We start from the raw sequence: 14,459 nt of genomic DNA, 5'->3' as shown, positions 1-14,459 counted from the left end.
TTTCCGATTTTATTGCGATATCGTTTTCCTTTAATTAGCCATTTGAAAAATAACTTGAAAGTTTTACCTCAAGTTATTTTGGCATCGCTGGTGATGTTTTTCGCCGCGCATCTGCTGCTATTTAAACTTTATTGTCCGAGTCGCTATAGCGAACATACTCTGCGAATTGTGTTGGCGATCGCAGGTGGACTCGCACTCACCTTAATGCTGGATGCAGTTTTAAATTCTTTTATTACCGACAAACAGAATAGGAAAGAAAAGCCTTGGCAACTGTGGATAACTGGTGCGATCGCAGCTGCATTGATCCTGCATCCCCACTTTTTGAAAAACTTTCCTATCACTGCGTACAAAACAGGTAACTCGCAAGCTATATACGAATTTTTTAAAGCGCAACCGAAAGATATTACGATCGCTACTTTGGAAGGGGAAGCAAATTTTATCCCCACCTTTAGCAAACGCTCAATTTTAGTAGGGTCGGAATATTCCCTACCTTACCATACAAAATACTACGCGCAGATGCGCCAGCGATCGATCGACCTAATTAACGCACAATACACTCTGAATCCAGAGGAAGTAAAAAGCTTTATCCAAAAGTATGGCATAGACTTTTGGTTAATAGCTGACTTAGCATTTACACCGGAACACATCACAAAAAATCCCTGGCTGATGCAGTATCAACCAGTAGCAAAGGAGGCGATCCAAAGACTAGAACAAGGAATTTATCCTGCGGTAGCAGAAGTCGCGCAGCAATGTTCGGTTTTGCAGACAAACTATTTATTTGTCATGCCAGCAGAATGTATTGTGAAAGCGCTGTCAAGATACTAAAAAAGCGATGCGATCGCTCTCCAGTTTGGCAGAGATTGCAGCCAATTCTACATTTTAAGTTGATTGAGAATTGATGCGCTGCAACAATTCGTCAACTTGTTTAACTTTTTGAAATTCCCGTTGCTTTAGATATAACTCCCTTGCCTTTTTAAAATTTTCTACCGCATCTGCTTCTTTGCCTTGCTGCAACATTGCTATCCCCAAATTAGTCCAAGCGTCTGCATATTCCGAATTAATTTCCAGTGCTTGTCGCCACTCGCCGATCGCATCGTCTATCTGACCTTGCCTAGCCAAAGCCACTCCCAAAGAGTTACGCGCTAGTGCGTGTTTGGCATTTATTTCAATTGCTTTGCGATATGAACTAATTGCTTCATCTATTCTGCCTTGGCGATCGAGAACTACCCCTAACTTATAGTAAGGCGTTGCCTCTTTAGGACGCGATTGAGTCAACTGTCGAAATATAGATTCCGCGCTGCTAAGATTTCCTTGGGTATAAAGCTGAGTACCGAAACTAACTATCTGTCCGTATCCAGAAATGACGCTAGTACAATTTTTCTTGTCACTATTTGCTTGCAAAGAGCATCGTTGCAACTCCTCTCCTTTAACTTCGTAATCTCCAGGTTCAGATCCCGGAAGCAGGGGGTTATTTCGTGGCCGCGCATTTGGCCGCAAATTTAGCGCCGGTTCGTTATCGTCTATCTGTGCCAAACTAGGTTGTGGCAATAGCGAAACATACGCTCCCGATCCAGCTAAAATGCCCAGAAACAAACCAGTCAGAGACTTGGTTAATAACTTGTTGGCGGTGCTGTCCATCTTCATAGGCTAACCTTGATTTTTTGATAATGGTGAATGGTTTAAGTTTAAACTACGGACTGCCTTTAGGATAACCAAACAACAGAAAAAATTTTTGATGGGTACGGGACGTTTCCCATTAGGGATTGCAGTATTGACATTGAGACGGATCGGCGGTTTCTCGCCCATTAGGGAAAATTTTTTCCACAGTATAACCGCATTTTTTGCATTGATAAATTACCGCTAGAGTTAGATGAGTAGGGAGATGGCAAAGTTCGCAAGGCAATCCCTTTTTATTGGCGATCGCGTCAAATCCTGGCCAAGCACAGTCCGGGCAAGTTTGATTGATTTTTTCGATCAAATCGAGCGTTGCTTTCTCGATATTTTTCATCCTCGTCGGGTTATACATTGCCCGCATATCTGTCTCAATATGTACTTTGCCGTCCGCCGATTTCTTGAGGCTTGTTTTTACAGTATCGACAAGTTCTGCTTCCGCAGTAATACCTTTGATAATTTCGCCCTTTCCTGCTTGAGCATCGCCAATTATAACAACTAGAGCGTGTTCGGGAAACCCAACTTTTTGAGCGAATTCATAAGCTTCTTCCACACTGGAAACGCTTTGATGGTTATGGTTAGTTTCAGTTGAAAATACTTCACCAACAATTTCTATATTCTTAGCTTTATCTAATAACAAGACAATTTCTCTATTAGCTGAGAGATACGGAATGAGCGGGTGAGGGCCAAACGAACCTTCGCTGGCAAATGCCAGAGTTTCCCCAGAGATCGCGATCGCTTTTTCTGCTTTGAACCGAGCCGCCTCAATTTGGGTGCCCATCCGTTTCACTTCTCTTGTAAACGTGCCGAATACATCCGTGTCAAAATTCGTGGGCACAATCACTTGAATTCCTAACTCTTTTGCCAGAATGGGAGCGATAACTCGCTCTTTTTTGTGCATGGTGGCTAAAACGCCGACTCGATTGTTAAACAAGGACATTTGATTCATAATTTAGTCAAAAAAACGAGTTGCAAGCCTGACATTTCAAGGGTAATCATCAAAAAATTTATCCGAATTTAAAGCTCCTTCCGATCGTTGCCCAGCCAATCGAAAATCCTCTCTTGCGAAGGTGGGCATCGTGACGGGAAGCGGAGCCATTCCGATCTTGGGGTCTCCCCAAGTAGAGGACATGGCGTCCAAGACGCCCACTTCGCGCAAAATCCAAAATCCAAAATCGGATACCCTCATCATCCGATCGGTTCGCCTCACTAGACGAGTTTCTATCGCCGCGTGCAAAGTGAGAATAGGGAAGTTAAGCACACTAAGATACCATGCAAACTGCAACAGCCGATCGCACCGCTACCAAACTGCCGCCATTAATTCCTCGCGAAATTCTCTTCGGCAACCCCGAACGCAGCAGTCCCAGACTTTCGCCCGATGGCAAGTATTTAGCATACATCGCTCCCGATGACAAGAATGTTTTGCAAGTTTGGCTGCGAACGGTAGGACAGGAGGACGATCGCCAACTAACCGCCGACAAAAAGCGCGGTATCCGCATTTTCTTCTGGACTTACAACGCCGACCAACTCATGTATATGCAAGACGCGGACGGCGACGAGAACTTTCACCTCTACGCAGTCAACATCCAGTCCAACATTGTCCGCGACTTAACTCCATTCCAAGGCGTGAAAGCCCAACCTATAGGACTTGACCCCAAGTTTCCAGACGAAGCGCTAGTAGCCCTAAACCTCAACAACCCCCAAAAATTCGACGTTTACCGCATCAACCTCAAAAACGGCGCGGTGGAATTCGATACCGACAACCCAGGTAACATCGTCAGCTGGACATCCGACGCCCAATTTCAGGTACGCGCCGCCGTCGCCAGCACACCCGATGGCGGTTCCGACCTGCTTTTGCGGGAAACGACAGACAAAGAGTGGGACATTCTGCGCCACTGGGGGCCAGATGAACAAGGCGGGCCAGTCACCTTCTCCGTTGATGGCAAAACACTCTACATCGAAGGCAATCACGACGCCAACGCCGATCGCCTTTTAGCCCTCGACCTCGCCACCCGTCAGGAAACCGTCATCGCCCAAGACCCGCAATACGATCTCGGCGGAGTCATGATTCAGCCGATAACGCGAGTAATTCAGGCAGTTGCCTTCTACAAAGACAAGCAAGAATGGCAGATTTTAGACGAAAGTATTGCTGAAGATTTTGAAGCGATCGCCAAAGTTCGTCCCGGTGAATTTGGCATAAGCAGCCGCGATTTAGCCGACCAAAACTGGCTGGTAGTTTACATGACCGACGACGGCCCGGTTTACTACTACGCTTACAATCGCGATAGCAAAACCAGCACATTTCTGTTTAGCAATCAACCCAAATTAGAAGGGTTGCAGCTAGCAGCAATGGAACCAATTTCTTACCAAGCGCGAGATGGTTTGACTATCCACGGTTACTTAACAACTCCGGTGGGAATCGCCCAAAATTTACCGACGGTGCTGTTAGTTCACGGTGGCCCTTGGGCGCGAGATACTTGGGGTTACGATCCGGAGGCGCAATGGTTGGCTAACCGGGGTTATGGGGTACTGCAAGTTAATTTTCGCGGTTCCACCGGCTACGGAAAAGATTTCCTCAATGCTGCCAATCGCGAATGGGCAGCCAAAATGCACGACGATTTAATTGATGCAGTTAATTGGCTGGTGGAAAAAGGCATTTCCAACCGAGAAAAGATTGCAATTATGGGCGGTTCTTATGGTGGTTATGCTACTTTAGTGGGATTGACTTTTACGCCAGATCTGTTTGCCTGCGGTGTGGATATTGTCGGGCCGAGTAATTTGATTACCCTGTTACAAAGTATCCCGCCTTATTGGGAACCGTTGAAAGCATCGATGTACCATCGGATCGGCAACTTGGAGACGGAAGAAGAGTTTTTGAAGTCGCGATCGCCTTTATTTTTTATCGATCGCATCAAGAAACCTTTGCTGATCGGTCAAGGTGCCAACGACCCACGAGTCAAGCAAGCAGAAAGCGACCAAATTGTGGAAGCGATGCAAAAGGCAAATTTGCCAGTCGAATACGTTCTTTATCCCGATGAAGGACACGGTTTCGCACGACCGGAAAATCGCCTGCATTTCTATGCTATTGCTGAAGAATTTCTCGCCAAACACTTAGGCGGTCGATTTGAACCGATGACCGATATCCCAGGTCATTCTGGCGTAGTTAAATAAGTTGGTGGGGTGGGCATTGCTCACCCTACTCTACACTTCCTCATTCTTTTCGTGCCTTTCATTCATAAATCGTTCAAATGCTGACATTACTTCAGTTGTTGTCCAAAAACAACATAGATGCTTTTGGCTAACTGGGCAATAAATAGTTCCTGTGGCTATTATCAATTCATTCTTACATTTAGGACATAAAACTCGACCTCCACGAGACTGAACATCAATAGCTTTTTGCAAATTTGCGCCTTTTCCGTCGAATATAAATGTTTCCATATTTATTGTTCAAATTCTATTTAAGCGTTAATAGTAGTTAACACATAGAGTCGGCTATTTGTTTAGACAAATATTTAATTATAACAAAAATCTGGCATTCCCTACAATTTGATTTAAGTGCGACACGCAGCGAGAGCCCTGTAATTATACAGAAATTGCCTTGTTTTCGGATAAGTACTTCAACTGATGCAGTTTAGCTATTTGTACGAGAGCTTGGTAAAAAGCCATAAAAATCTAATTAACATTTACCAGATATTAAAGTTATACATCCACTATGTCAGAGAATGTTTTGCCTCTGTACTCGCCGCATCTAAACCAAGTACTTGACCCTTCACCCCTCATAGTTTCCCCAAATGCTCTGCTACTAGATGTTTTGGTGCAAATGAGCCAGGTACGGGGAAGTCTTTGTATGTTGGCAAAATCAGAGGCAACAACAGGCTTAAACTCAAATGGTACTAGCTGTGTTTTGGTGATGGAAGAATCTCGCTTGGTGGGAGTATTTACTGAGAGAGATTTGGTCAAGTTAACTGTTTCGCGGCGTAGTTTTAAAGGTGTGACGATCGCGCAGGTGATGACTCACCCTGTAATTACCCTGATTCAAGACAAAAAATCTTTCGATGTTTTCACTGCGATCGCGATGATGCGACAACACCGTATTCGCCACTTGCCAATTTTGGATACTGGCGGAAAACTGCTAGGAGTGGTAACATCTGAGAGCCTTCGTCAAGCTTTGCAACCAAGCAATCTTTTCCGCATCCGACAGGTGGCGGAGGTGATGACTAGACAGGTAATCGCAGCACCTACTACAGCTTCGGTTTTGGAATTAGCCGAACTAATGGCTAGCCATCGGGTGAGTTGTGTAGTTATTTATCATCCAACAAACGAAAAACAACTGAAACCTCTGGGGATTGTCACTGAGGGAGATATCTTGCAATTTCAGGTACTAGAGCTAGATTTAGCGAAAATTCAAGCTCAAACGGTGATGAGTACGCCGCTATTTTGCTTGACTCCTCAAGATTCCCTGTGGACAGCGCATCAGGAAATGCTTTCTCGGCGGGTGCAGCGATTAGTAGTAGTTGGAGAAGTGGGAGAACTGGTGGGGATTGTAACTCAAACTACCTTGCTGCGATCGCTCGATCCGTTGGAAATGTATCGTGTCGTGCAAACATTGCACCAATCTGTCTCCCAGCTAGAAGCGGAAAAAATAGAGCTGCTGAAAAACCGCAATATCGAATTAGAAAAGCAGGTGCAAGAACGTACTGCTCAAGTACGACAGCAAGCAGAAGGAGAACGCCTGTTGAGATCGATCGCATCTCGGATTCGCCAATCTCTCAAATTAGAAGATATTCTCAATTCTACAGTTACGGAAGTGCGGCAAATCTTAAAGTGCGATCGGGTCATGATCTATCATTTCCTACCCAACATGAATGGGCGCGTAGTGGCTGAATCAGTTGATTTTTGTTGGACGGCAGCAATAGAAAAGCAAATCGAAGATACTTGTTTTATTAACGGAGAAGCAACCAAATATATTCAAGGTAAACAATGGTCTTGTCAGAATATTTATACAGCAAACTTAACTCCTTGTCACCTAGAGCTATTAGAAAATTTACAAGTTAAATCTAATTTAGTTGTACCGATTTTAATTGCCGATAATTTATGGGGTTTGTTGATCGCACATCAATGCTCGCACCCGCGTGAATGGCAAGCATTTGAATTAGAATTATTAGACCAACTCAGCGTGCAAATAGCCATATCTATCCAGCAATCTAAAGCTCTTGAAAAAGCTGAAATTGAACTGGCAGAGCGAATACGCACAGAGGAAGCACTGCGTCAAAGCGAACAGCGTTATGCCACTTTAACAAAAGCAGCACCCGTAGGAATTTTTTGTACGGATATGCAAGGAAATTGCACTTATGTTAACGAGCGTTGCTGTGAAATTATGGGAGTTACAGCCGACGAATTATTAACTAAAGGTTGGGCAAATAGATTGCATCCTGAAGATCGCGATCGCGTTTTAAAAGAGTGGGATAGTGCCATAAAACAAAAGAAACCTTTTCGCGCAGAATATCGGTTTATTTGTCCGAATGGTACTATTACTTGGGTACTCGGTCAAGCGATCGCCGAGAAACAAAATAACCAGCAGGATTTCATTTATGTTGGCACGATCACCGATATTAGCGATCGCAAACACGCCGAATCAGCATTGCAAACACTCAACGAAGAACTAGAAAACAAAGTGCAAGAACGAACTAAGGAATTAGCTTTTCAAAAGTTTGCTTTAGATCAAGCAGCAATTGTTTCTATTACTGACGAACAAGGCTTTATTACTTATGTGAATAATAAATTTTGCGAAATCTATCGATACTCTCAAACCGAACTAATTACTAATACTCACAATGTTGTCAGTTCAGGCTATCATTCAAAAAGCTTTTTCAAACAAATGTGGCAAACTATTGCCAGCGGTAAAGTTTGGCAGGGGGAAATTAAAAATCAAGACAAAAATGGTAATAATCATTGGGTATACACTACGATCGTTCCTTCTAAAAACGATCTGGGTAAACCTTACCAATACTTATCCATAGGTTTTGATATTACCCAGCGCAAGCAAGCAGAAGAAGCCCTAAGTTTGAGCGAAGTCAGATTCCGATCTTTGTTTGAAGCAGCTGCTGATTTCATTCACGTTGTAGACTTAGATGGCTTAATCTGGCAAACTAATCCAGCTTCTATCCAGGAGTCTGGCTATGCAGAAATCGAGTTAATCGGTCATCGAATAGATCGATTTTTTACTCCTTGTTCTCAAAAAGTTTTTGCCGAAATGTTTCCCAATTTGTTACAAACAGGCACGCAGCGTTTAGAAGTTGAATTTATTCGTAAAGATGGCACAATTACCATGATGGACTTGTCATCTTCTGTAGCGCGTGACGAAAATGGCCAATTTGCTTATATTGTCATTATTCAAAGAGATATTAGCGATCGCAAACAAACAGAACAATCTCTGAAACGACAGCTAGCAGCTATTGAAGCGGCGATGGATGGCATTGCAATTTTGGATGAAAACAGCCAATATAGTTACCTCAATCAAGCTCATGCGGAAATGTTCGGTTATAGAAATGCTACTGAATTATTAGGCAAAAATTGGCAAGAATTGTACTACCCAAGAGAAATCGCCAATTTTCAGAAAGAAGTATTTCCTGCGTTGGGAAATACAGGTAAATTTCAAGGAGAGGCAACTGCTAAAAGAAAAGATGGTTCTACGTTTGATGAAGAAGTTTCCCTCACTTTGATTGAAGGCGTAGGATTGATTTGCGTTTGTCGGGATATTACACAGCGCAAACAAGCAGAAGCTTTATTAGCTAAGCGCGATCGTTATTTAACGGCACTCGTAGAAGTACAACGTCAACTATTAGCTTCTCCTGTAGATAATGAAACTTATAATTTAATTTTGTCAAATTTAGGGCAAGTTTGTGATGTCAGCCGTATTTATATATTTGAAAATCATCAGGATGCCATAGGTAGACTGCTAACCAGTCAACGTGCGGAATGGTGTGCTGAAGAAATTGAACCTCAAATTGACAATCCAGCCTTGCAAAATTTTCCCTTAGATCAATTATCTCCAAACTGGCTTTCTGCCTTATCTAAAGGTGATATTATTGAGGGTACAGTCACAGAATTTCCCGAACCAGAACGGCAAATTTTAGCAGACAAAGGTATTTTGTCTATCTTGATTTTGCCCCTAATAGTAAATGGTGAATTCTTTGGTTTTATTGGTTTTGATAACTGTAGACAAGCAAGGGTATGGGAACCTTTAGAAATTAGTATACTGAGTTCGGCGGCAACAGCGATATCGATAGCTAAAGAAAGTCAAATGGCAGAAGAAGCATTACAACAAGCTAAAGGTAAACTACAAGCCGTCTTGGATACCGTACCTGGGTTTGTATCTTGGATTAGTTCGGATTTAAAATACTTGGGCGTCAATCGGCACTTATCTGATACTTTTAAACTGCCTGTAGAAAACTTTATCGGTCAACCGATCGGTTTCTTAGAGAATAGCCGAGAATTTGTCCAATTTATAAATCAGTTTTTTGCTATGTCTAATCCAACAAATTCTCAAACAATATCTATCGAAACAAATGGACAAGAACGCAGTTATTTAGTGGTAGCCCAAAAGTACGATGGCGATCGCGCTTGCGTTTCAGTAGGGCTCGATATTACTGAACGCAAAAATGCTGAGGAGCAAATCAAAGCATCCTTGAAAGAAAAAGAAGTACTCTTAAAAGAGATCCACCACCGCGTAAAAAATAACCTACAAATAATTTCTAGTATGATCGATCTGCAATCTCAATTCATCGATTCTCCTGAAATGATGAATATATTTTTAGACAGTCAAAGCCGCATTCAATCAATGGCGCTCATCCACGAACAACTATATCAATCTAAAGATTTAGCTAAAATAGACTTCTGTGATTATGTTGCCAACTTGGTAGATAATCTTTTTAGCTCTTATGGCGTAGATAGAGAGTTAATAAAATATATTATTGATATCGACAATGTATGCCTCAATTTAGATACATCTATACCTTGCGGCTTAATTATTAACGAATTAGTTTCTAATGCTTTGAAACACGCTTTCCCATACGGCAGAGAAGGAGAAATTTGGGTAGAACTTTATTTAGATGAGCAAAACCATATCATCCTGAATGTTAGCGATAACGGCATCGGCTTCCCGGAAAATTTAAACTTCCAGAAAATTGAAACATCTCTAGGATTGCAGTTAGTATGCACATTAACCAAACAATTAAAGGGTAATATAGAGTTAGATAGAAACAATGGCACGCGATTTAAGCTAACTCTATCAGAACTCAAATATCGGAGAAAAAATTAAACATAAATGGAGATAAGTAAGTGAACATAAATAAACGAAACATAATTTGTAGTCACTGCCCACCATTAGCTAGGTTCAGTGTTTACAGGCATTTTGTTGGGCACTGCCCACCCTACGTTTAAAACAAACCTCAGAGGATTTAAGATTATGAACAATTGTAAAATTTTAGTAGTTGAAGATGAATTGATTGTCGCTAAGAACCTAGAAAATAAGTTAAAAAAACTAGGATATGAAGTTGTGGCAATGATTCCATCGGGAGAAGAAGCAATTCAAAAAGCTATCGAAGAAAAACCAGACCTGATTTTGATGGATATCATGCTGCAAGGGGAAATGGACGGTATTGAGACAGCAGAATACATTTGGACTAATTACCATATACCCGTAATTTATTTAACGGCAAATGCAGATACCAGCACATTAAATCGTGCTAAAAATACTGGCTCTTTTGGTTATTTAATTAAGCCGTTTAAAGAAAAAGAATTGAACGCTAATATTGAATTAGCGCGGCTCAAACATCTGGAGCAAGAAAAACTCAGACAAGAACTGGCCATTTCACAAGAGTTACGAAAAAAAGCAGAGGAACTCAGCGAACTGCGATCGCGTTATATGTCCATTACCTCCCACGAGTTTCGCAATCCCCTCACCAGCATTATTATGTCCGCAGATTTGCTGGAAATGTATAATGACAAATGGTCGGAAGACAAAAAGAAAAAACATCTTCAACGGATTCAAAAAGCTGTCAAAAATATGAATAGTTTGTTGGAAGATGTGTTAACTTTGGGGCGGATGGAATCGGGTAAATTATCATTCCAACCCACAAGGTTAAATTTAGTTAAACTCTGCGAACAAATCTTAGATGAATTGCAAATAGCAGAACTTATGCCGCAGCCAATTGTCTTTGCAATTAATGGTGAAACTCAAGATGCTTATATCGACGAGAAACTACTGCGCCACATCTTGGTTAATTTGCTTTCTAATGCTATTAAATATTCTCCCCAAGGTGGAAGAGTTGATTTTACGCTCAACTTTGACGAAAATTGGGTAGTATTCCAAATTCGCGATCGCGGTATTGGCATTCCGCCAGAAGACCTGCAAAAATTGTTTGAAACTTTCCATCGCGCTGGCAATGTTGGGGAAATTCCCGGTACTGGCTTAGGGTTATCGATCGTCAAAAGTTGCGTGGACTTACATCAAGGCGACATTTATGTAGAAAGTAAAGTTGGTGAAGGAACAAAATTTACAGTTAAGCTGCCTATTTCTTGTTGATTTCGGATAAAAATATCCAAAACAAGTTTTTTAAATAGGCAGTAAATCGATTACAACTAATTCCGGACGGCACAAAAACCTCAGTCTGGGTGCAACTCCCCTTTCCATCCCAACTCCTCGCGAAACTATCAGCGTGCGTCCGTCACCGATATCGGTGACACCAGCTGCCCATTTGCGAGGCACTCTCGACATCTTGATCGCAGGGCCAATGAAAGGAAGTCGCACCTGACCGCCATGAGTGTGACCTGCTACTAACAAATCGGCATTAATATTGCCTAAAGCAAAGTCAGGTGCATGACCGAAGACGATGTGAAATTTGCTGCCGCATTCGAGAATTTTTAACTGAGGATTTCGCGAATCGTTGAGGGTTAGTCCGGTGATGCAAAGTTTGGTTAGCGGTACGGTTCTACTATCTTGAAATACTGTTACGGGCAACCCATCAAAAATATGCGGCCATCCCTCATAAAACTCTTGATCGCCTTTGACAGCATATACGCCTAACTTGGCATCGAAGTTGATTTCTTTGAGAAAGGAGTTGAGGTTTTGGCGCAGTTTTTCTCGGTCGGGAGAGTTGTATACTTGGATATAATCTCCGGGAAGAAGTATTAGGTCAGCTTTCTGATTTATGGCTGTACGCAATGCTTGCCGCTGATAATCGCCCCAAACGTCGGTTTGGAAGTCAGCGAGGACGAGTATTTTTAATGCCTTTTCTAGCTTTGGCGTACTGATTTGAACGTGAGATACTTGCAGCCAATAAGGTTCGATCGCAAACGCATCCAGACCGATACCGCCGATGATTACTGCCAATACAGCAGAGGCGATCGCAATTTTTTGAAACGATCGATACAGTGCGATCGCTAAGCCGATCGATATAATCAACCCATGCAAAAATATACCATAGCTCATCAGTCGGGCTATGCCAAATAAACTTTCTCCCAGAAACGCTGCAAAAAACAATCCCGCCAAGGCAAATAAACCTACGCCAGCACCGATCGCCCACCGCTTCTGCTGGCGCGTCAGCCATAATAAAACTGCTATGTCAACAAAGAATAAGATCAGGTTGTAGAGTATATTTATTTTCAAAGACATATTAATTTCTGCCATTAATTAAGCTAAGGCTAGGGAAATAATCGATCGATTTGTACTTCTATCTTAGGAAAAGCCAGCATGAAAAGAGTAGCTTCTTCGTTGAGGATAGTTTCTTGTTGGTAGGTTTCCTTCACAATTTCCCGGAAAACACGGACTTGGCGGGTGTTTACGTCGAGAATCCAGTAGTCGGCAATTCCCGCTTTAGCATAAGCAGCTGCTTTTTGTTTGCGATCGCGTTCTAAGGTCGTGTCTGAGATTTCTATAAGCAGGAAAGTATCTGTTGGAGTCGGGTGGTTTTCTGCGTAGAGTCGGGGGTCAATCTTCACCACGGCGATATCCGGTTCGGGTTCTGAGTAAGGACTGAGGTCAATGGGGTCTTGAATGCGAATTAAGGCAAGTCCTGCGAGTAGGTTTCTGAGGTATTCAGCCGCACATAAGTTGGTGGCTGAATGGGGAGGATTTTTAGCAGCCATTGAGATAATTTGTCCTTCTAGCAGTTCCACTCGCTCGTCTGGGTCGAGAATTCCTGCTTCTGTCATCCGGTGGTATTCGTCTTGGGAAAACAAGCGTACACTCGTTGAGGTCATGGCATTACTACAGTTTTTCGGAGTTGAGTTTTTCGATCCGATCGTAAACGCTTTAACGCTCTTGTGTCATTTTTACAGAGGATATTCCGAAACCCTAGATATAATAACAGGATTCTGTGTTTTTTGTAGAAATATAGAAATCAAATGTTAGCTGGGGCGAATACCGTTTAAGCAAACGAGCTTTTGCTTTACAAACCTTGGTCAGATACGAAGGAGCGATCGCTCTTTGGGTAAAAAAGAGCGATCGCTCTTGGCAATTTAGATAATTTTAGATTTTGAATTACCCATCAATCCAAAATCCAAAATCTAAAATCCAAAATCCTAAGCGCCTTCCCGCAATTTATCCAAAACTCCCCGATCTTCTAAAGTAGAAGTATCGCCGGAAACTTCTTGTCCGGCGGCGAGATTTCGCAACAAGCGCCGCATAATTTTACCGGAACGAGTTTTCGGTAAAGCGTCGGTAAAGCGAATTTCGCCGGGACGTGCGATCGCCCCAATTTCCTGGACAACGTGCTGCTTGAGTTGCTTGTTCAGTTCCTCACTCGGTTCATACGTACTTTCTAAAGTCACAAAAGCAACAATATCTTCGCCTTTCAGTTCGTCCGGCTTACCGACAACAGCCGCTTCAGCTACCGCCGGGTGAGAAACTAAGGCCGATTCGACTTCCATTGTACCGAGGCGGTGTCCCGCAACATTTATTACATCGTCAACGCGACCCATCACCCAGAAATAACCATCTTCATCGCGCCTAGCACCATCGCCAGCAAAGTAGAAATACTGCCCATCTTGCGGGGGAATATGTTCCCAGTAAGTGCGGCGGAAGCGATCGGGATCGCCGTACAATGTCCGCATCATCCCCGGCCAAGGATATTTTACAGACAGATAGCCGCCTTCGTTATCGGCCACCGAATTGCCATCCAGATCGACAACATCGATGATAATGCCAGGGAAAGGACGGGTAGCGGAACCCGGTTTGGTGGGAATCGCCCCAGGTAACGGCGTCACCATAATCCCGCCTGTTTCCGTTTGCCACCAAGTATCGACGATCGGACAGCGTTCGCCGCCAATTACCCGGTGATACCACATCCAAGCTTCCGGGTTAATCGGTTCGCCGACGGTTCCCAACAACCGCAGGGAAGAAAGATTTCGCGCTTTGGGTAAGTGTTCGCCTGCTTTGATGAAAGCGCGAATTGCTGTTGGCGCGGTATAAAAAACTGTGACGCCGTGTTTTTCGATGACATCCCAGAAACAACCGGGATTGGAGGCACGCGGCGCACCTTCGTACATCAGACTGGTAGCACCGTTGGATAAGGGGCCGTAAAGTACGTAGCTGTGTCCCGTAATCCAACCGATATCGGCGGTACACCAATATACATCGGTGTCTTTAATGTCGAAAATCCACTTGGTTGTCATGTGGGTGTATAAGTTATAACCGCCAGTGGTGTGGACGACGCCTTTGGGTTTGCCGGTACTGCCGGAGGTATAGAGGATAAAGAGTAAGTCCTCGCTATCCCTCGGTTCGGCGG

Annotated in this window: 9 protein-coding genes and 1 pseudogene; 4 read left to right on the top strand and 6 right to left on the bottom strand. The window is 43.2% G+C overall.

Going from position 1 to position 14,459, the window contains the following annotated elements; genetic code table 11:
• A pseudogene (locus H6S82_RS04055) lies at window positions 1–825 on the top strand (hypothetical protein); the annotation flags it as partial.
• Window positions 826–879: 54 nt separating this feature from the next.
• Here H6S82_RS04055 and H6S82_RS04050 read toward each other — a convergent pair.
• The 3 genes from H6S82_RS04050 to H6S82_RS04040 all read right to left on the bottom strand — a co-directional run bounded on the left by H6S82_RS04050 (window position 880) and on the right by H6S82_RS04040 (window position 2,932).
• Complete coding sequence (locus H6S82_RS04050; protein WP_190461951.1) at window positions 880–1,644, bottom strand: tetratricopeptide repeat protein; 765 nt, start codon at window positions 1,642–1,644, stop codon at window positions 880–882.
• Between the two features lie 112 nt (window positions 1,645–1,756).
• Window positions 1,757–2,620: a DUF6671 family protein gene (locus tag H6S82_RS04045; protein ID WP_190461949.1), complete on the bottom strand. Its 864-nt coding sequence runs from the start codon at window positions 2,618–2,620 to the stop codon at window positions 1,757–1,759.
• 36 nt (window positions 2,621–2,656) lie between these two features.
• Window positions 2,657–2,932: a hypothetical protein gene (locus tag H6S82_RS04040; RefSeq protein WP_190461947.1), complete on the bottom strand. Its 276-nt coding sequence runs from the start codon at window positions 2,930–2,932 to the stop codon at window positions 2,657–2,659.
• Between the two features lie 11 nt (window positions 2,933–2,943).
• Here H6S82_RS04040 and H6S82_RS04035 point away from each other — a divergent pair, with 11 nt between their 5' ends.
• The 3 genes from H6S82_RS04035 (at window position 2,944) to H6S82_RS04025 (ending at window position 11,257) form a co-directional block, all read left to right on the top strand.
• Window positions 2,944–4,842, top strand: a complete 1,899-nt coding sequence (locus H6S82_RS04035; RefSeq protein WP_190461944.1) for a S9 family peptidase — start codon at window positions 2,944–2,946, stop codon at window positions 4,840–4,842.
• A 541-nt stretch (window positions 4,843–5,383) separates the two neighbouring features.
• On the top strand, window positions 5,384–9,991 hold the full coding sequence (locus H6S82_RS04030) for a PAS domain S-box protein (protein WP_190461940.1): 4,608 nt from the start codon (window positions 5,384–5,386) through the stop codon (window positions 9,989–9,991).
• Between the two features lie 147 nt (window positions 9,992–10,138).
• Window positions 10,139–11,257 (top strand): ATP-binding protein, encoded by a 1,119-nt coding sequence (locus tag H6S82_RS04025; RefSeq protein ID WP_190461939.1) that lies wholly within the window; start codon window positions 10,139–10,141, stop codon window positions 11,255–11,257.
• A 30-nt stretch (window positions 11,258–11,287) separates the two neighbouring features.
• Here the strand turns inward: H6S82_RS04025 and H6S82_RS04020 are convergent, their stop codons facing one another.
• From H6S82_RS04020 to H6S82_RS04010, 3 genes are all read right to left on the bottom strand, one after another.
• Window positions 11,288–12,346: a metallophosphoesterase gene (locus tag H6S82_RS04020; RefSeq protein WP_190461937.1), complete on the bottom strand. Its 1,059-nt coding sequence runs from the start codon at window positions 12,344–12,346 to the stop codon at window positions 11,288–11,290.
• Window positions 12,347–12,375: 29 nt separating this feature from the next.
• Entirely contained in the window at window positions 12,376–12,933 is a 558-nt protein-coding gene (locus H6S82_RS04015) for a Uma2 family endonuclease (RefSeq protein WP_190461935.1), read from the bottom strand.
• A gap of 321 nt (window positions 12,934–13,254) precedes the next feature.
• Window positions 13,255–14,459 (bottom strand): acetate--CoA ligase (locus tag H6S82_RS04010; protein ID WP_191056031.1); only part of this gene is annotated, 1,205 nt, incomplete at its 5' end.

It is taken from the genome of Planktothrix sp. FACHB-1355 (assembly GCF_014748295.1).
Lineage (GTDB): Bacteria > Cyanobacteriota > Cyanobacteriia > Cyanobacteriales > Aerosakkonemataceae > Aerosakkonema > Aerosakkonema funiforme_A.
The sequence above is the reverse complement of the archived record's forward strand: the minus strand, read 5'-3'. Positions and strand labels throughout refer to the sequence as shown.

Excerpts from the sequence above, each read along its gene's own strand:
- H6S82_RS04045 (WP_190461949.1), bottom strand. The coding sequence starts at position 2,620 with ATGAATCAAATGTCCTTGTTTAACAATCGAGTCGGCGTTTTAGCCACC.
- H6S82_RS04030 (WP_190461940.1), top strand. The coding sequence starts at position 5,384 with ATGTCAGAGAATGTTTTGCCTCTGTACTCGCCGCATCTAAACCAAGTA.
- H6S82_RS04015 (WP_190461935.1), bottom strand. The coding sequence starts at position 12,933 with ATGACCTCAACGAGTGTACGCTTGTTTTCCCAAGACGAATACCACCGG.
- H6S82_RS04020 (WP_190461937.1), bottom strand. The coding sequence starts at position 12,346 with ATGTCTTTGAAAATAAATATACTCTACAACCTGATCTTATTCTTTGTT.
- H6S82_RS04035 (WP_190461944.1), top strand. The coding sequence starts at position 2,944 with ATGCAAACTGCAACAGCCGATCGCACCGCTACCAAACTGCCGCCATTA.
- H6S82_RS04025 (WP_190461939.1), top strand. The coding sequence starts at position 10,139 with ATGAACAATTGTAAAATTTTAGTAGTTGAAGATGAATTGATTGTCGCT.
- H6S82_RS04050 (WP_190461951.1), bottom strand. The coding sequence starts at position 1,644 with ATGAAGATGGACAGCACCGCCAACAAGTTATTAACCAAGTCTCTGACT.